At 39.1% G+C, this 16,849-nt stretch carries 20 protein-coding genes; 2 read left to right on the top strand and 18 right to left on the bottom strand.

Annotated features, from left to right (window positions below; genetic code table 11):
- Position 1: 1 nt before the first annotated feature.
- The 8 genes from rpsS to OQ268_RS16585 all read right to left on the bottom strand — a co-directional run bounded on the left by rpsS (position 2) and on the right by OQ268_RS16585 (position 5,521).
- Positions 2 to 268 (bottom strand): 30S ribosomal protein S19, encoded by a 267-nt coding sequence (rpsS, locus tag OQ268_RS16620; protein WP_010599906.1) that lies wholly within the window; start codon positions 266 to 268, stop codon positions 2 to 4.
- Positions 268 to 1,092: a 50S ribosomal protein L2 gene (rplB, locus tag OQ268_RS16615; RefSeq protein WP_265857804.1), complete on the bottom strand. Its 825-nt coding sequence runs from the start codon at positions 1,090 to 1,092 to the stop codon at positions 268 to 270. The genes rpsS and rplB overlap by 1 nt, the downstream gene beginning before the upstream one ends.
- A gap of 20 nt (positions 1,093 to 1,112) precedes the next feature.
- A complete protein-coding gene (gene rplW / locus OQ268_RS16610; RefSeq protein ID WP_025145221.1) occupies positions 1,113 to 1,403 on the bottom strand; it encodes a 50S ribosomal protein L23 in 291 nt (96 codons plus the stop codon).
- Between the two features lies 1 nt (position 1,404).
- On the bottom strand, positions 1,405 to 2,034 hold the full coding sequence (gene rplD, locus OQ268_RS16605) for a 50S ribosomal protein L4 (RefSeq protein WP_265857802.1): 630 nt from the start codon (positions 2,032 to 2,034) through the stop codon (positions 1,405 to 1,407).
- A 4-nt stretch (positions 2,035 to 2,038) separates the two neighbouring features.
- A complete protein-coding gene (gene rplC, locus OQ268_RS16600) occupies positions 2,039 to 2,656 on the bottom strand; it encodes a 50S ribosomal protein L3 (protein ID WP_265857800.1) in 618 nt (205 codons plus the stop codon).
- Positions 2,657 to 2,828: 172 nt separating this feature from the next.
- Positions 2,829 to 3,212 (bottom strand): DUF1634 domain-containing protein, encoded by a 384-nt coding sequence (locus OQ268_RS16595; protein WP_265857797.1) that lies wholly within the window; start codon positions 3,210 to 3,212, stop codon positions 2,829 to 2,831.
- Entirely contained in the window at positions 3,213 to 4,046 is an 834-nt protein-coding gene (locus OQ268_RS16590) for a sulfite exporter TauE/SafE family protein (RefSeq protein WP_265857795.1), read from the bottom strand. It abuts the gene before it with no gap.
- A 218-nt stretch (positions 4,047 to 4,264) separates the two neighbouring features.
- A complete protein-coding gene (locus tag OQ268_RS16585) occupies positions 4,265 to 5,521 on the bottom strand; it encodes a prephenate dehydrogenase (protein ID WP_265857794.1) in 1,257 nt (418 codons plus the stop codon).
- 169 nt (positions 5,522 to 5,690) lie between these two features.
- Here OQ268_RS16585 and OQ268_RS16580 point away from each other — a divergent pair, with 169 nt between their 5' ends.
- Entirely contained in the window at positions 5,691 to 6,302 is a 612-nt protein-coding gene (locus tag OQ268_RS16580; RefSeq protein ID WP_265857792.1) for a hypothetical protein, read from the top strand.
- Positions 6,303 to 6,388: 86 nt separating this feature from the next.
- Here OQ268_RS16580 and OQ268_RS16575 read toward each other — a convergent pair whose 3' ends face one another.
- The 4 genes from OQ268_RS16575 to dgt all read right to left on the bottom strand — a co-directional run bounded on the left by OQ268_RS16575 (position 6,389) and on the right by dgt (position 11,661).
- Complete coding sequence (locus tag OQ268_RS16575; RefSeq protein ID WP_265857790.1) at positions 6,389 to 7,273, bottom strand: PorP/SprF family type IX secretion system membrane protein; 885 nt, start codon at positions 7,271 to 7,273, stop codon at positions 6,389 to 6,391.
- Between the two features lie 10 nt (positions 7,274 to 7,283).
- Entirely contained in the window at positions 7,284 to 7,787 is a 504-nt protein-coding gene (locus OQ268_RS16570; RefSeq protein WP_265857788.1) for a gliding motility-associated C-terminal domain-containing protein, read from the bottom strand.
- A gap of 4 nt (positions 7,788 to 7,791) precedes the next feature.
- Positions 7,792 to 10,059: a hypothetical protein gene (locus OQ268_RS16565; protein WP_265857786.1), complete on the bottom strand. Its 2,268-nt coding sequence runs from the start codon at positions 10,057 to 10,059 to the stop codon at positions 7,792 to 7,794.
- A 258-nt stretch (positions 10,060 to 10,317) separates the two neighbouring features.
- Complete coding sequence (gene dgt / locus OQ268_RS16560) at positions 10,318 to 11,661, bottom strand: dGTP triphosphohydrolase (RefSeq protein ID WP_265857784.1); 1,344 nt, start codon at positions 11,659 to 11,661, stop codon at positions 10,318 to 10,320.
- Positions 11,662 to 11,803: 142 nt separating this feature from the next.
- On the opposite strand from dgt, the gene OQ268_RS16555 reads away from it, so the two are divergent.
- Positions 11,804 to 12,157, top strand: coding sequence for a hypothetical protein (locus OQ268_RS16555; protein ID WP_265857782.1), 354 nt, complete (start codon positions 11,804 to 11,806; stop codon positions 12,155 to 12,157).
- Between the two features lie 260 nt (positions 12,158 to 12,417).
- On the opposite strand, the gene OQ268_RS16550 is transcribed toward OQ268_RS16555, so the two are convergent.
- The 6 genes from OQ268_RS16550 to rpsL all read right to left on the bottom strand — a co-directional run bounded on the left by OQ268_RS16550 (position 12,418) and on the right by rpsL (position 16,686).
- Positions 12,418 to 12,705: a hypothetical protein gene (locus OQ268_RS16550; RefSeq protein WP_265857780.1), complete on the bottom strand. Its 288-nt coding sequence runs from the start codon at positions 12,703 to 12,705 to the stop codon at positions 12,418 to 12,420.
- Positions 12,706 to 12,803: 98 nt separating this feature from the next.
- On the bottom strand, positions 12,804 to 13,049 hold the full coding sequence (locus OQ268_RS16545; protein WP_265857779.1) for a hypothetical protein: 246 nt from the start codon (positions 13,047 to 13,049) through the stop codon (positions 12,804 to 12,806).
- Between the two features lie 97 nt (positions 13,050 to 13,146).
- Positions 13,147 to 13,452, bottom strand: coding sequence for a 30S ribosomal protein S10 (rpsJ, locus tag OQ268_RS16540; protein ID WP_008244591.1), 306 nt, complete (start codon positions 13,450 to 13,452; stop codon positions 13,147 to 13,149).
- Between the two features lie 119 nt (positions 13,453 to 13,571).
- Positions 13,572 to 15,686, bottom strand: a complete 2,115-nt coding sequence (gene fusA / locus OQ268_RS16535; protein WP_265857777.1) for an elongation factor G — start codon at positions 15,684 to 15,686, stop codon at positions 13,572 to 13,574.
- A 101-nt stretch (positions 15,687 to 15,787) separates the two neighbouring features.
- A complete protein-coding gene (rpsG, locus tag OQ268_RS16530) occupies positions 15,788 to 16,255 on the bottom strand; it encodes a 30S ribosomal protein S7 (RefSeq protein WP_265857776.1) in 468 nt (155 codons plus the stop codon).
- A gap of 17 nt (positions 16,256 to 16,272) precedes the next feature.
- The gene (rpsL, locus tag OQ268_RS16525) at positions 16,273 to 16,686 is read right to left on the bottom strand and encodes a 30S ribosomal protein S12 (RefSeq protein WP_010599925.1); all 414 of its coding nucleotides are present in this window, start codon (positions 16,684 to 16,686) and stop codon (positions 16,273 to 16,275) included.
- Between the last annotated feature and the right edge of the window lie 163 nt (positions 16,687 to 16,849).

Raw genomic sequence — 16,849 nt, 5'->3', positions numbered from 1 at the left:
ATTATTTTTTCTTTTCAGCGTGTCCTCTGAATGTTCTGGTTGGAGCAAATTCTCCCAACTTGTGACCAACCATGTTTTCTGTAACGTACACAGGGATAAATTTGTTACCGTTGTGTACAGCAAATGTATGATTAACGAAATCTGGTGAAATCATTGATCTACGAGACCAAGTTTTGATTACAGACTTTTTGCCTGAATCATTCATAGAGTTTACTTTTTTCTCTACGTTATGGTCAATATAAGGTCCTTTTTTTATCGAACGAGCCATTATTTCTTCCTTCTCTCTATGATGTAACGATTAGAATATTTTTTAAGTTCTCTGGTTTTGTAGCCTTTAGCTAAAACGCCATTTCTTGAACGTGGGTGACCACCTGATGATCTACCTTCACCACCACCCATTGGGTGATCTACTGGGTTCATCGCTACCGGTCTAGTTCTCGGACGACGGCCCAACCAACGTTTACGACCAGCTTTACCTAATACTTCATTTGCATGATCTGAGTTAGAAACAGCACCGATAGTAGCCAGACAAGTTGTCAAGATTAAACGGGTTTCGCCTGAAGGCATTTTCAAGGTAGCATATTTACCATCGCGGGCAGCTAATTGTGCGTAAGCACCTGCACTACGAGCTAATTGTGCTCCTTTTCCAGGGTGAATTTCCACGTTGTGGATAATAGAACCTAATGGAATGTTCGATAATTTTAAAGTGTTACCTACTTCTGGTGCTGCATTGTCGCCCGATAATATTACCGAACCAACTTGCAATCCTTCAGGAGCAATGATATAACGCTTCTCGCCATCTGCATAATGTAATAATGCGATGCGGGCAGTACGGTTTGGATCGTACTCAACAGTAGCTACTGTTGCAGGAATATCAAACTTATCACGTTTGAAATCAATCAAACGGTAAGATTTTTTATGACCACCGCCCATGTAGCGCATTGTCATTTTACCTGTATTGTTACGTCCACCAGACTTTTTTGATGATACAACCAATGATTTTTCGGGCTTGGTTGCTGTAATCTCCGCAAAACTAGCACCAACTCTAAAGCGGGTACCTGGAGTAACTGGTTTAAATTTTCTTAAGCCCATAGTTATAATTAATTATTAAATTAAAGGGTTGCGTAATAATCTATTGTTTCGCCGTCTTTTAACGTTACGATTGCTTTTTTGTATTTCGGGCTACGGCCAGATACAAAACCTGCTTTAGTGTAACGAGACTTAGCTTTTCCATCAACAACCATTGTGTTAACTGCAACGATTGTTACGCCGTACAATTTCTCGATTGCTGCTTTAATTTGGATTTTGTTAGCCTTATGGTTAACGCTAAATGTGAAACGGTTAGATTTCTCAGTTAAAGCTGAAGCTTTTTCGGTTAATATTGGTTTTTTTAAAATTTCCATATTACTTGGCAAATGCCTCCTCCAAAGTTTTAACAGAATCTGCAGTTAACACAAGTACGCCAGCGTTTAACACATCATAAGTGTTTAAATCTGATGCTGAGATTACTTTAGTTTTCTGAACGTTTCTGCTTGATAAATAGATATTTTTATTTTGTGCAGGTAAAACCAATAAAGTTTTTTGTGTACCCACATTTAATGCAGCCAATAAACTTGTATAGTTTTTTGTTTTAGCAGTTTCGAAGTTGAAATCTTCCAAAATTACCACGTTGTTATCTTTTGCTTTATACGCTAAAGCAGATTTACGTGCTAATGATTTTAATTTCTTGTTCAATTTAAAGCTATAATCACGTGGTTGAGGACCGAAAACACGACCACCACCGTTGAATAACGGAGATTTAATGCTACCAGCTCTTGCACCACCTGTACCTTTTTGCTTGTATAGTTTACGGGTAGAACCTGCAATCTCATTACGCTGTTTAGATTTGTGCGTACCTTGACGTTGGTTAGCCAAATACTGCTTAACATCTAAATAAATCGCGTGGTCGTTAGGCTCGATACCAAATACCGATTCAGGAAGTTGCACCTTGGCACCTGTTTCTTTACCTGAAATGTTTAATACTTTAACTTCCATCTGATTACTTGTCTAAGATTACGTAAGAACCTTTAGCTCCTGGAATGGAACCACTAACTACTAATAAGTTTTGATCAGCATAAACTTTCAAAACCTGTAAGTTTTGAATTTTTACTCTGTCTCCACCTGTTCTTCCTGCCATGCGCATTCCTTTGAATACACGTGATGGGAATGATGACGCTCCCAATGAACCTGGGGCACGTAAACGGTTATGCTGACCGTGAGTCTGCATACCAACACCGGCAAATCCGTGGCGTTTTACAACACCTTGAAAACCTTTACCTTTTGAGGTACCTACAACATCAACAAAATCGCCTTCTGCGAATGCATCAACAGTTACCACATCACCTAAATTAAGTGAAGTTGTAAATGAATCAAATTCTACCAGCTTGCGTTTCGGAGTTGTGTTTGCTTTCGCGAAATGGCCTTTTAACGGTTGAGTTGTGTTTTTCTCTTTTTTCTCATCATAACCCAATTGGATTGATGAATACCCGTCTTTTTCTTCGGTCTTTACTTGTGTAACTACACAAGGCCCAGCCTCGATTACCGTACAAGGAATGTTTCTTCCTTCGGCATCAAAGATACTGGTCATTCCTACTTTTTTTCCAATAATTCCTGACATTTTATCTTTTCTTTTTAACACCCATCGAAGCAGTAGGGCTTCGTTCAAGGTGGTTGTACATCCCCCGAAAGGGACGGCAAAGATAGACAAGAATTATTAATTTTCAAATAGTTAGCGAAATATTTTTTCAAATAAATTGCTGATACGATGGGAATTAACTTGGAAACATTTGTTAGTGAGCTAAACCTCCGTTTAAACTAATGGTTAAGATGGCTAAAATGATAAAACCAATGAGTACATAGAGATAATCTTTCTCAATAAAAAAGCTAATTATTGCCATGATAATACGTGCTACAGGCGTAAATATGAGCATTAAAATACCAAATTGTACGATAGCATCACCATGGAAGGATGTTAGTCCGCTGAATATTGCGTTAATAGATGAAAACTTAGCAAGTTCGGGCTTGAATACGCGGTAATCTGTTATAACACCCTGATGGTGCACTAAGTATACAACTCCACCGATCAATACGATGCTCATCGAAATGATTACACCAGCACGGAGCAGTGTACCTAGCACAACCTGAATATCCTTATCGTTTATTTTTGCTTTCATTTACAAACCAGTTATGCCTTTATAAATCATCTGTAATGCTAAGAAAGTTACCACTATAGCAAATACAATCTTTAACTTATCTGTTTTAGCTTTAAGTAGCACTTTTGAACCAACTGTAGCACCTATTAAGACGCCAATACATACGGGCATCGCTATTCCCGGATCGATTTGCCCACGGTGCAAGTAGACAATGGCACTCGCCGCCGCGGTAACGCCCATCATAAAATTACTGGTAGTTGTTGAAACCTTGAAGGGCAAACGCATGATATTATCCATAGCGATTACTTTGAGTGCGCCACTGCCAATGCCTAAAAGACCAGATAGCGTACCCGCAAATAACATCATTAAAAACCCACCAGGCACATGTTTTACTGCGTAGTTGTGTGTTATTCCTTTATCAGGATATGAACCATTAAGTCTAAAAAATTTAGCCCATCTGTCATTCCGATCCTGGGTAGAGTGATCGACTTTTTTCTTCAAGGTCATCGCTGCCGAGAAAATTAAAATACATCCAAAGATAATGGCTATGTAGTTGGCATTCAAATATACGGCTGCAACTGCGCCACAAATGGCCCCAATAGTTGTTGCAATTTCGAGGAACATTCCAATTCTAATATTAGTTATTCCTTCTTTTACATAGGCTGCCGCCGATCCAGAAGACGTTGCAATTACAGATACGATGGATGCGCCAATGGCATAATGAATATCGACTCCAAGTGCAAGCGTAAGCAAAGGTATAATGATTACCCCACCCCCTAAACCTGTTAACGACCCTAATAAACCAGCTAAAAAAGAGCCCAGCAACACAATTATCGTAAATAATAATACCGACATGCAGGCAAATATAAGCGACTACTTTTGGCTAAACGAATGATTTTATCAATAAAACAAAGTCTATATATTAAGGGGATAATCTAGATTTACTGGTTGTTTATCTTTAGATCAAGGCTTTGATTTCGGTTCATGATAAATTACATGGTGGAAGATCGAGAATCTTTTCAGCTGACACTTCAGTAAGCTCTACTAAATTGGCAAACATTGATATTACTCGACTACTTCCCTAATCTTCTGATCATTTCTGCACTCAGATCCCGGCCATCACTTAATCTATTGGCAAAAAAAGATTTCGCAGCCTCGAAATGTTCTTTATAGCCTTTTAGGTCTCCATAACCAATAATTGATGCCCACTCGTGTACTGCGGTATGAAATTCCAAATCGTCTCCTCGAATAGACTTATCATAAAGTGCCGTATTAATAGATTCTTCCAACATCTCCTCGTTTTTAAAGAGATATTCGGCAATGCCCAACCTCAATTTAAATGGTGGTGTTTGGCAGATTAAATTATCATAAGGATTTACACCCATTTTATACCAAGCATAAACCATACTAAGCAAACTAAGGTGGGAGTTTGGTTTCTGGTTGTGGTGTGCATCAGAAAGACTGAACTCTTTCATAATCTTATCATCCAGTAGTAGAAGTGTTCTGCTCTCGTGAAAAACAAAGTCTCTGGCAGCAAAGATTTTTGCCCGAAATTCCTTTTCATTTTCACAAATCATCAACTTATATAACTCAGACTCTGCCTGGGCATAATATTTTACTTGCTTTTGAGCATAAGGGTTTAGAATGGCCAATCCGGCATAGATGTGAGATTTGTAGCTAAAAATCCGAAGGGTGGTTAAGATTTTAACGTTATCGATTCCACCTGCATATGCTGGGTTATCCCAGGGGAAGAAGCCAGCGTTTTTCCATGCAGAGCCCATGCTTTCGAAACCCATGTGTGTTACCGCTTGCGTATCAGCAACAATCCTGTCATGCTCTCGATAGTCGCTCATTTCGATGATGTTTGACTTTAGGGATCGATATACATCAAGCGCCTTGGCATAAACCTCATCGGAAGCGCGGTGACGAACCACCACCAGGGTTTGTCCCTCTGGACTAAAAGCTGGCCCATGCAGGGAATGGCAGGTAACAATTTGTGTATCCTTAGGTAAATGCTTCTCAAATGCTTCAATTTCGGGATGCTTAACTGACGTTTGGCCAGCGACAATTGCTCCGAATTTAGTGGAATGGGCAAACGTTGCTACCACTTCATCAATTTTTTCGGCTTCCACGCAATAGATAATAAAGTCAGATTTGCGGGCAACCTCATGCCCGTCTAATAAAACAACGATTCCTTTAGGCTCAAGTTCATTTTTAAGCTCGGCAAACCGCATTGGCATATCTGCCCCACATACTTCATAGCCGGCATTTATAAAGGATAAAGCGTATAATTTACCCATATCTCCCAGCCCAATTATTCCTATTTGCATACGGCAAATGTAATCTATCAGAAATAAAATTATAATAAAACAGACATAAAAGTGTTATTTTATAAATTACAAAAGACCATTTTGATACAAAAGCCAAAATTGAATTTTTTTTTAGCGCAAGAATTGTATAAAAATGTAGTTTTACAATATAACACCGATATTTTAAACCATGCAGAAACTTAAACCTACCCTTTTGTTTATAGGGGCATTACTATTGTTCAATGTTGCTTATAGCCAAGCGCCGCAAGACACTTCAAAAAATACTGATCCATCATTGAACGGCCAATATCAATTCATGTTGAGGAAATCTAAGAGTTTGTATGGTGCAAGGCTGATTAATCCATCAAGGCTAACTGCACTTTGGAAAAGCGTTACCGATACATTAAAGAAAGAGCGTTTGCAACTGCGTACCGCGAACGAGGAAATAAAGGCACAAGGTCAAAATATATCTAGCCTAAAGGGCGAGGTTAGCGGAAAAGAGAATGCATTATCTACCGCAACGGCATCTGTGAACGAAATAAATTTCTTAGGCATTGCATTCAATAAAGGTACTTACAATACCATTGTCTGGGCCTTAATAATTATACTCAGCGCAGGTTTAGCAGTTGTTATTCTTCAATCTGGCAGATACCGAAAAGAAGCAACATACCGAACGCAACTTTACCAGGAAGTAGCCGATGAATTTCAGGCACACAAAGTGAAAGCTAAAGATAAAGAAATGAAGCTTGCGAGGGAGCTCCAAGATGAACGAAATAAGTGGGATGATTCTCGCGGAAGGTAGAAGAGAAAGCCCATCTCCGATACCTCTAGCAGCTAAAGTAATCCAACTTTAAGCAACTCGGGTGTGCAGAAATGGGCTGTCCTTATCTAAAAGGTTTTAAGGTTGTAACGTAATCCCACCTCGAAGTCGCCATTGCTGTAATTTTGCATCTGTGAGGTATTGGTGGTGTATTGAAATAAGATTGAAAACTGTTGTTTATAGTTTGCCCCAAATCCAAGTGTTACGCTATTGGTGCTGTGATATATCCCGCTTAGCATCAATTTATCTTCTAGAAACTGTAAGTTTACACCTGCATCGAAAATTCCATCGTAATTCTGCACTCCACGGTAAACTAACTTAGGCTCAACCGTACTAAATAAATCTGTCGACGTAAATTTGTAACCTGCGGCAATAAAATAGATTGATCGATCTACGACATTGCGGATTTGATCTCGTTTAAAAAAGCGCTTTAAATTGGGTAGTGAACCTTGTATGGTTAGCTTCTCATCTCGATAGGCTAATCCGAAATCGCCATCCAGATATAATTTTCTGTCGTTGAAACTATTCAATACATCGTCAGTCAGATCTCCCTTTGCCTTTCCGAAATCGATCCATTCGTTCATGATTCCGGCCGAGATTCCAAAATCAAGGTAACTGGTTTCATTGTTTAAGGGTAAATGATAGGCATAGGTTACTGTTGCCCGGGTTCTGTTTATTACCCCTGCCCCTTCATTGTAAACCAGGAAACCTAAGCCTACCTTATTATTTGATAGGCCATAATCGGCAGTGAGGTATTGGGTTTTGGGTGATCCCTCTATCCCAACCCACTGCGCCTTGAAAGCACCATTTAGTTTTAGCTCATTTTCTAAACCAGCCATAGCAGGATTGGCTAAGAACTGATTCTGGTAATATACACCACCCATTGGGTTAAGCTGCCCGAAAACCGGACTTATTGCCAATAACAACAGCCCCATTAAGTAAATCTTCATCATCTCTGCTTTGTTATTTTTTATGTAAAACCGATATAAACCCTTTAACGGTACCATCAACTCCTAAATCAAGCATATAGTAGTAAGTATCTTCTATTAACGGGTTGCCGTTGAAATATCCATCCCAGTTATTCTGGTAATTCTCTGTAATAAACAGCGTTCTTCCACCCCTATCAAAAATTGTTAGTTTATTTTTGGGATGATTTTCCAAACCTTTCACTACAAAAAAATCATTCTTACCATCGGCATTTGGGGTAAGGATATTGTTTACAATTGTTACGTCAGTAGTATTTTGAACCATTAAAAAAGGTTGCAAAAAACCCTGCGTAAGCACCACATTCGGACTTTGAAAAGTCTGCACTAAAATCATTTCACCTATACTGAAATCATAAAGCTGATTGTTGATGTTTCCGTAATTGCTTGCAGCATTTAACGTTGATGGCAAAGTTTGAGCCTTAGTTTCTCTTGCGGCAAAAACCAGCAGGGCGCAGAGAAACAGGAATTGGATCTTTCTCATAAGCTTAGTTTAAAACTATCCATGCCGCACCATCACTTTGAATAGTGTAAGTTTTTGCACCAGTGATTGTTGAAGTAGTGGTGTCATCATTTAGCGTAATTGGGCTACTTAATGTGATGTTACCAGATGATAGCGCCTTAACAATAATATAAATTCTACCCTTACACGCTGCGGCAGCAGGCAAGCTGATATTTACTGCCAACCCCGTATTTTTAACTCTAATGGTATAGTGTGTAGCATCCAGTGTAATTGTACCTGCCGTGGTGAAGCTGAGGATGCTTGCAGCAAATGATCCGTTAAGGTTTAAAGTACTTGTATTTGCAGGCGCATAAGAAGTGCTGATAGCTGCGGAAGCATTGTTCACCGTAAGAGAACCTCCATCTGTTGCCATAACACCAGATAATAGCGGTAGGGTAGTATTAGAATTTGCTACCACGAGAGCATTACTCGTATTGGTTAGGGTACTTCCTGCATTGCTACCCAAAAAAACGTTTCCACTCCCTATCACCTTGTTTCCAGCGGAGAAACCAATCGCGGTATTGTTGTTACCATTGTTCGCCTCTAAAGCCAAACTACCAATTGCGGTATTGGCATTACCCGTTGCATTAGCCATAAGCGTGTGAGTACCTATAGCACTATTGTTAGAGCCAACAGTGTTAACACTTAAAGACTGAGAACCAAAAGCACTGTTGTTAATTCCACTAAAGCTGCGTTGCAAGGTCATAAATCCAAATGCACTATTTTCATATCCAGAGATATTTAAAGACAAAGATTCTCTTCCAAAAGCACTATTGTAAAATCCCGAGACATTCGAGGTGATGGTTTTATAGCCATAAGAAACATTATTCTCGCTCGAATTGCCTAAGCGGCCAGACTTCTGCCCATTCACGAGAAAGTTTATGGCAACATCATCTGTATTTCCCAGGAAGTTATTTGTTTGATCGATTCCGCCAGTATTTCCACGAAGTGCCCAACTATTCGCGTTGCTGATTGCGCTGATGTTTACCAGTTCTGGCTTACCCGTGGTGGCATTAGTAACATAAATCTTATTTGCATCTGCGGCTCCCTGTGTTGCCATTTTATCGATGGTAACAGAAGCATCAGCAATTTTTAGGTTGGTAACGGCAGCATCTGCAAGCTTCGGTGTTGTAACCGATCCATCAGCTAGTTGCAAGGTATTTACTGCCGAATCATCAATGTTGGTATTCTTTACCTCCTTATTACCAATCTTAACTGATGTAACAGCAGCATCTGCTATCTTTTGAGTAGTAACTGCTGCATCGGCAAGCTTTGGTGTTGTTACCGAGCCATCTGCCAACTGTAGCGTGTTTACTGCCGAATCATCAATATTATTATTTTTAACTTCTTTATTGCCAATTTTAACTGATGTAACAGCAGCGTCTGCAAGTTTTAGTGTAGTTACTGATGCATCTGCAAGTTTTGGCGTAATAACTGCTCCATCTGCAAGTTTAGCAGAGGTAACAGCTGCAGGTTTTATGTCGATTGTTACATCCTTGAGCAATGCGCTAGATCCATTTGTACTTAATTGTAAATCTGTAGATGAAAGCGCCTTTCCACCCGCAACCTGACTAACATCAAGGGTTACTGGCTTCCAAGCAGTTCCATCAAACAATAACACCTGGTTATTTAATGGCGCTGAAGCAGTTAAAGTTTTGCCTTGCAGATTCGCAATAGTTGGATTAGGATAGCTACCGGTTAGATCGCCAGAAGCAGCACCAGTTGATGGTCCGGCAGGCCCGGTATCTCCTTTCACCCCTTGTACACCTTGCGCACCGGCAGGGCCAGGTACACCTTGAGGACCAGCAGGACCCGTTGCGCCGGCATCACCTTTCGGGCCTATTGGGCCACTTGCAGAATACAGTGCATACGGTACACTTAACAACTGAGCCGTTCCAGCAAGAGAAAAATTTGAACCATTATCTGGATCGATTTCCACCTTTGCAAACTTTAGTCCTGTAGCCCAGGTTACTGCGCCAATAGAACCTGTAGATGATGTTGATCCTGTGGCACCTATAACAATTGAATAAAGACCGTAAGCGTTTGTAGTTACGGTTCTTACCTCGGTGTATTGTGCGGTACCGGTAGCAGAACCATCAAGTATACTTATCCTGAGGGATATTGATTTGTTAGCCAGTGGCGTTCCGTTTGCGCTTCTGGCAGCTCCTTGATAATTAAATTGTTGAGGGGCCTGTGCTTTAATAGTAAAGGTAAGGCCCATGCAGAGCATTGCAAGTAGTAAAAGTTTTTTCATGAATAGGGACAAGACTAAGTTGTTTAATTTAGAACGCGAATGAACACGCCTTAACTCTCAAATCTAATAATTAGTACACCCCTCATTAGTAGCTTTACACGAAATGACTAATTTAAACTACTCATAATTGTATATTTTATTGATTATTAACCAATTGAATTTTCAAGGAAAATAAAAAGTTTACACAAACAACCACTTTATCACCGTTTTTAAGTGATATAAAGCGATAGAAAAGAGGCCAAAAAGGCACTATTATCATTATGTTTCTGACGGAAATGAAATGCCTTTAATATTTCTGTATAAATCTACTGCATATAAGTCGGTCATTCCTGATACAAAATCCAGCACGCTTTGAGTCCTTGAATAGATGTCCGAACGATCCGTATGGTACTGCTTTGGAATGAGCTTTACAAGCTTTTTGTAATAGTGCGTATTGTTATTAATAAGTGCGGGAACGAATTCTTCTAATAATCCGGCCATAATTTTATATCCAGCAACCTCTTTCTGTATTACCGATGTATAATTGTAAATCCGATCTACTGAAACTTTTTCAATTTCTTTCCAAGCTGTTAAATATGGTTCGGGTAGAAGATCTGTTAAGCTAAAGTTGAGTGTTCCGTTCAGCAGTTCCGCTTGTGCCTCGAAAAATATTCCTGCACAGATATTGGTTAATGTGTTAATTGCTTTGGCACGCAAGAGACCAATCTTTGCATCATCATCTTCATAGTCGTGTTTCAATCTATCTTCTATTGTTTTTGAATTTGCAAGCGGTAGCAAAAAACCTTTTACCTCTTCGTAAGATAATATTTTCAATCTATGTGCATCTTCCAGATCAATTATACTATAGCAAATATCATCTGCCGCTTCTACTAAATAAACTAATGGATGTCTTTTGTAGATTAAATATTCGTTGTCTTCTTTAGCTAGCTTTAATTCCTTTGCAATTAGTTGAAAGGTATCAGCTTCCGATTGGAAGAAGCCATACTTTTTGCGGTGCAATAAACCCTTCTGCTTCCCTGCAATTGATGCACACGGATATTTGGCAATAGAGGCAAGCGTAGAATAAGTTAGCGCATATGCATCATTACCTTTTCCTTTTAATGGGTGCGTTAAAATTCTCAAGGCATTTGCATTTCCTTCAAAGTTGATTAAGTCATGCCATTGCATCTCGTTCATTTCCTTTTGATAAACTCTTCCATCACCATCAGTGAAATAGCGAGATATCGCGGCTTCGCCGGAGTGTCCAAATGCCGGGTTTCCAAGATCATGTGCTAAAGATGCAGCTGCCACAATATTCCCAACCTCGTTAAGCAAAGGCACTTTTTCTAGAAGTGCTGGGGTTTGTTCTTCTACTCGATTGATGAAAATACTTGCCATAGAACGGGCTACGCTTGCAACCTCCAAGCTGTGAGTTAATCGATTATGTACAAAAACGCTCCCTGGAAGAGGGAAAACCTGTGTTTTATTTTGGAGCCTTCTAAAGGGAGAGGAGAATATGAGCCGATCGTAATCTCGCTGGAAATCAGATCGGGCTTTATCCTTATCACCTGTCCAACTTTCCTGTCCGAATCTTTTATTCGATAGTAAATACTTCCACTCCATTATTTTGCCGCTAAATTTGGCACAAGTTAGCAAAAGGAAAAATGGGTTTTTCAGGGTGTAGAAAAATATTTCACTTTCCCTTTACCGCGAATTGCAAAACCAAATGCAACAGGAAAGTGTTAGTCTATAGAAAAGATACCATATGAAAACGAATGCTTATAGAAAAGATAGCCACATCGAGGGATATGTGGGATCAGGTGAAGCCGAACAAAAATCAGATCTTCAAAAAGACTACGAAAAGACAAATGAGGTTAACGAAGTAACTGCTTTTGGGAAAGAACCTAGTGAGTTAATTGCTGGTAATAGTGAAGCACGAGATGGTTATGACAATGCCGGAACGCAAGGTAAAGATTCGCTTAGCGATGATAGTATGGCAAGCGTAGGTAAGGAAGGTACACTGGAAAGTGCGGCAAGCAAAACTGGAAGCGCTTCGAAGGATTTTGAGGACGAGAGAGAAAGTAATCCGGACAACAGTAAAGGTAGTACGAAAAACTAGTTGTAGAGAAATCCTTATCTCAGTTAAAGCATCATCAAACAACTAAATCCTAATATAGAAAGATCGGGGAACTAATTGCTCATAGATTCAGGGGTGATTGTTAACAGGACCTATTAATTCACGTAACTATGTGTAACCGACGAAACGGAAGAGAATCCATTAAACCGGTGAGATATTTATAACATTAACACAGCTATTGGATCATCTCACTAACAAACATTGTTCGGGGCTACCTAGTAATAACATTCATTTTACGAGTGCTAAATATATTTACCCCCAACACCCTTGTTATCATCTTTCTTTCTACTACCAGGATCTTCACCTTCTGCCAGATTCACATTTTTTAATTCCTTATTAACATCCTTTTTACCTTCCTCATTCGCTTGCTTCAAATGTTCAGCGCTAGGGCTGTTTTTGCGTTTAAACTCAGGCTTCACCACACTATGCCCATAGGTAACCTCTCCATTGTCCCATTCAATATGCTGATCCGTACCAAGTTGCACGTTATCTGGTTGTTCCGTCCCGTCTGTTTTCTTACTTGTGCTCATCTCCGTAATTTATTTTAAATACAACATGCCAAGCTTTAATAAAGTTTAAACAAATTAAATTTTACTTAGCTGCCGCATTTATGTTTATATATTCGAATCTAGCTTGTCCCCTTACTTTGTTCCTGATCATTTTTTGGCGTATCCACATCACTCTCGCTTGAACCATTGGTATCTCTTTCTTCAGGTGGATGTTCCATTCTCGTCTTTTCCAAATCTGAAAAATCTCCTCCTTTTTGATTGGCTACTTCTCCATGGGATGAGGGATGGCTTTTAAGCTCATCTGGATTTGCAAAATCCTGACCTTCAACCGGTAGGTTAGCATCTTTTGTATTGGGCTTTTTCATACTTTTAAAACCCTGCAATAATACTTTTGTTTGACTTTTTAGGCAACAAAAAAGGCCTTGATGTGCATCAAGACCTTTCCAATTCATTTTAAATCAATTAAACTTTGATTTCTACTTCAACACCGCTAGGCAATTCAAGTTTCATTAAAGCATCAACTGTTTTAGAGTTAGAGCTGTAAATATCCAATAAGCGTTTGTAAGCGCATAACTGAAATTGTTCTCTAGCCTTTTTGTTTACGTGTGGAGAACGTAAAACAGTAAAGATTTTTTTCTCTGTAGGAAGTGGAATCGGACCACTTACAACTGCACCCGTAGGCTTAACAGTTTTAACGATTTTCTCAGCAGATTTATCTACCAAGTTATAATCGTAAGATTTTAACTTAATTCTGATTCTTTGGCTCATTTTGTTTTTAATTATGACTACCTGTTAGAGCTATTAATAACAAGCGGTCGGATTTATCTTTAAGTACCAAGTATCAAGGCTTTATTTCATCTTGATACTTGATACTGACTATTTGGATACTAATCTTCAGATTTTACTCTACCTTTAGATTTAGCAATTACTTCGTCTTGAACATTTTTAGGTGCTGGCTCGTAGTGATCGAATTCCATTGTAGAAGTTGCACGGCCTGATGTGATGGTACGTAATTGTGTTACGTAACCGAACATCTCTGAAAGTGGAACTAATGCTTTAATTACTTGAGATCCATTACGAGTATCCATACCTTGTAATTGACCACGACGACGGTTCATGTCACCGATTACATCACCCATGTTTTCTTCAGGAGTTAAGATTTCGATTTTCATGATTGGTTCCATCAGTGATGGTCTACATTTTGGTAATGCTTCGCGATATGCCATACGAGCAGCAAGCTCGAATGATAAAGCATCTGAATCGACTGCGTGGAATGATCCATCAATCAAACGAACTTTCATATCAGGAAGTGGATAACCTGCTAAAACACCATTGGTCATTGCAGATGCAAAACCTTTCTCCACTGAAGGGATAAATTCACGAGGAATTGAACCACCAACAATTTCGTTAACAAACTGTAAACCGCCTTTTTCGAAATCTGCATCAATTGGAGAGATTACCACTTTGATATCAGCAAATTTACCACGACCACCTGATTGTTTTTTGTATACTTCACGGTGTTCAGCAGTACCAAAAATTGCTTCTTTGTATGCAACTTGTGGTGCTCCTTGATTTACTTCTACCTTAAATTCACGTTTTAAACGGTCAATTAAGATATCTAAGTGAAGCTCACCCATACCAGAAATTACAGTCTGACCAGTTTCTTGGTCTGTTTGAACCCTGAAAGTAGGATCTTCTTCCGCTAATTTAGATAAGCCCATACCCAATTTATCAACGTCAGCTTGAGTTTTTGGCTCGATAGCTAAACCGATAACTGGCTCAGGGAAAACCATTGATTCTAAAACGATCGGATTTTTCTCATCGCAAAGCGTATCACCTGTTTTAATATCTTTAAAGCCTACTACAGCCGCAATATCACCAGCACCAACATTAGGAACAGGATTTTGCTTATTGGCATGCATTTGGAAGATACGTGAAATACGTTCTTTATTATTCGAACGTGTATTATAAACGTAAGAACCAGCCTCTAAGTTACCAGAATATACACGAATGAAACACAAACGACCTACAAATGGATCAGTTGCAATTTTAAAAGCTAATGCAGCAAAAGGCTCGCTTTCCGATGGCTTTAATAAAACTTCAGCCTCGGTGTTAGGATTTGTACCAACAACACCTTCAGAATCTAAAGGTGAAGGCAACAATTCCATCACGTAATCAAGCATAGTTTGTACACCTTTATTTTTGAAAGATGAACCACAAACCATAGGTACAATTTTAGCGTCTAATACAGCTGCACGTAAAGCATCTAAAATTTCACGCTCAGTAATAGAATTCGGGTCTTCGAAGAATTTCTCCATCAAAGTTTCATCATAATCCGCAACTGATTCTAGTAATTTTTCTCTCCATTCTGCAACCTCATCCAGCATATCATCAGGAATTGGCACTTCAGTAAAGGTCATTCCTTTATCATGCTCGTTCCAAACAATACCACGGTTGTTAATCAAATCAACAACACCAGTAAAGTTATCTTCTGCACCAATAGGTAATTGCAATGGAACTGCATTAGAACCTAACATATCTTTAACTTGCTTAACAACTTTTAAGAAGTCGGCTCCAGAACGGTCCATTTTATTAACGAAACCAATACGAGCAACATTATAGTTGTTAGCTAAACGCCAGTTAGTTTCCGATTGAGGTTCAACACCATCAACTGCAGAAAACAAGAACACTAAACCATCTAATACACGTAAAGAACGGTTTACCTCTACGGTAAAATCCACGTGTCCCGGAGTATCGATAATGTTAATGTGGTATTTATTTCCTCTGTAGTTCCAGTTAACTGTTGTAGCAGCAGAGGTAATGGTAATACCACGCTCTTGCTCTTGCGCCATCCAGTCCATTGTTGCAGCACCTTCGTGCACCTCACCAATTTTATGACTAACACCAGCATAATAAAGGATACGCTCTGTTGTTGTAGTTTTACCTGCATCAATGTGAGCTGCGATTCCGATATTTCTTGTAAATTTTAAATCTCTTGCCATTTTTTTTATTAATGAATGAATGAGAAAATGATTGAATGAAAGAACCTGCCTAAACAAGATTCAACATTCAATCATTCCATCATTCAATTTTCAATTTTATCTTAGAATCTAAAGTGAGAGAACGCTTTATTAGCTTCTGCCATCTTATGCGTATCTTCTTTCTTTTTAACAGCAGCACCTTCACCTTTTGCAGCAGCTACCATCTCACCAGCTAATTTCTCTTTCATCGTTTTTTCACCACGACGGCGAGCATATAAAATTAACCATTTCATACCTAAAGCTGTTTTACGCTCAGGTCTAACCTCGGTCGGAACCTGGAAGTTAGCTCCACCAACACGACGAGATTTAACCTCTACAGCCGGCATGATGTTAGTTAAAGCACGTTTAAATATCTCTAAACCATTCTCGCCAGCTTTTTTCTCAGCTAGTTCAACAGCATCATAAAAAATAGTATAAGCGATAGATTTTTTTCCATCGTACATCATATTATTTACAAAACGAGTTACCTGAACATCATTAAATTTTGGATCAGGAAGAATAATTCTCTTTTTTGGTTTTGACTTTCTCATTTCTTATTTCCTCCCGATTATTTTTTCTTTCCTTTTGCAGGTGCAGCAGCTGCTTGACCTGGTTTAGGACGTTTAGTACCATATTTAGAACGACGTTGGTTACGACCAGCTACGCCTGATGTATCTAATGCACCACGAATAATGTGGTAACGCACACCTGGTAAATCTTTAACACGACCACCACGAATCAATACGATAGAGTGCTCTTGTAAGTTGTGACCTTCTCCAGGAATGTAAGCATTAACCTCTTTACCGTTCGTTAAACGAACACGGGCTACTTTACGCATTGCTGAGTTTGGTTTTTTAGGGGTAGTGGTGTACACACGTGTACATACACCTCTTCGCTGTGGACAGCTGTCCAACGCTGGAGACTTACTCTTGAACTCCAGTGCTACTCTACCTTTTCTAACTAATTGTTGAATGGTTGGCATTGTGCTTTTTTATGTTTTTTATTTAATAATTTACCGCTCCCCCGGCATCCTTACAGGTAGCCCATAAAACGGACTGCAAAAGTAGAACAATTATTTCTTAAAATCAAGGGCTTAACATAAAAATTTTCCAATCTATCTCGTCGGTTTTATTTGAACATTAGCA

It is taken from the genome of Pedobacter sandarakinus, assembly GCF_026240095.1.
GTDB lineage: Bacteria > Bacteroidota > Bacteroidia > Sphingobacteriales > Sphingobacteriaceae > Pedobacter > Pedobacter sandarakinus.
The sequence above is the reverse complement of the archived record's forward strand: the minus strand, read 5'-3'. Positions and strand labels throughout refer to the sequence as shown.

Coding starts and splice junctions, on each gene's coding strand:
- OQ268_RS16555 (WP_265857782.1), top strand. CDS start 11,804: ATGAAAACGAATGCTTATAGAAAAGATAGCCACATCGAGGGATATGTG.
- rpsJ (WP_008244591.1), bottom strand. CDS start 13,452: ATGAGCCAAAGAATCAGAATTAAGTTAAAATCTTACGATTATAACTTG.
- rplW (WP_025145221.1), bottom strand. CDS start 1,403: ATGGAAATTTTAAAAAAACCAATATTAACCGAAAAAGCTTCAGCTTTA.
- rplC (WP_265857800.1), bottom strand. CDS start 2,656: ATGTCAGGAATTATTGGAAAAAAAGTAGGAATGACCAGTATCTTTGAT.
- OQ268_RS16585 (WP_265857794.1), bottom strand. CDS start 5,521: ATGCAAATAGGAATAATTGGGCTGGGAGATATGGGTAAATTATACGCT.
- OQ268_RS16545 (WP_265857779.1), bottom strand. CDS start 13,049: ATGAAAAAGCCCAATACAAAAGATGCTAACCTACCGGTTGAAGGTCAG.
- rpsG (WP_265857776.1), bottom strand. CDS start 16,255: ATGAGAAAGTCAAAACCAAAAAAGAGAATTATTCTTCCTGATCCAAAA.
- OQ268_RS16595 (WP_265857797.1), bottom strand. CDS start 3,212: ATGAAAGCAAAAATAAACGATAAGGATATTCAGGTTGTGCTAGGTACA.
- rpsL (WP_010599925.1), bottom strand. CDS start 16,686: ATGCCAACCATTCAACAATTAGTTAGAAAAGGTAGAGTAGCACTGGAG.
- dgt (WP_265857784.1), bottom strand. CDS start 11,661: ATGGAGTGGAAGTATTTACTATCGAATAAAAGATTCGGACAGGAAAGT.
- fusA (WP_265857777.1), bottom strand. CDS start 15,686: ATGGCAAGAGATTTAAAATTTACAAGAAATATCGGAATCGCAGCTCAC.
- rplD (WP_265857802.1), bottom strand. CDS start 2,034: ATGGAAGTTAAAGTATTAAACATTTCAGGTAAAGAAACAGGTGCCAAG.
- OQ268_RS16590 (WP_265857795.1), bottom strand. CDS start 4,046: ATGTCGGTATTATTATTTACGATAATTGTGTTGCTGGGCTCTTTTTTA.
- rplB (WP_265857804.1), bottom strand. CDS start 1,092: ATGGGCTTAAGAAAATTTAAACCAGTTACTCCAGGTACCCGCTTTAGA.
- OQ268_RS16550 (WP_265857780.1), bottom strand. CDS start 12,705: ATGAGCACAAGTAAGAAAACAGACGGGACGGAACAACCAGATAACGTG.
- OQ268_RS16570 (WP_265857788.1), bottom strand. CDS start 7,787: ATGAGAAAGATCCAATTCCTGTTTCTCTGCGCCCTGCTGGTTTTTGCC.
- OQ268_RS16565 (WP_265857786.1), bottom strand. CDS start 10,059: ATGAAAAAACTTTTACTACTTGCAATGCTCTGCATGGGCCTTACCTTT.
- OQ268_RS16575 (WP_265857790.1), bottom strand. CDS start 7,273: ATGATGAAGATTTACTTAATGGGGCTGTTGTTATTGGCAATAAGTCCG.
- OQ268_RS16580 (WP_265857792.1), top strand. CDS start 5,691: ATGCAGAAACTTAAACCTACCCTTTTGTTTATAGGGGCATTACTATTG.
- rpsS (WP_010599906.1), bottom strand. CDS start 268: ATGGCTCGTTCGATAAAAAAAGGACCTTATATTGACCATAACGTAGAG.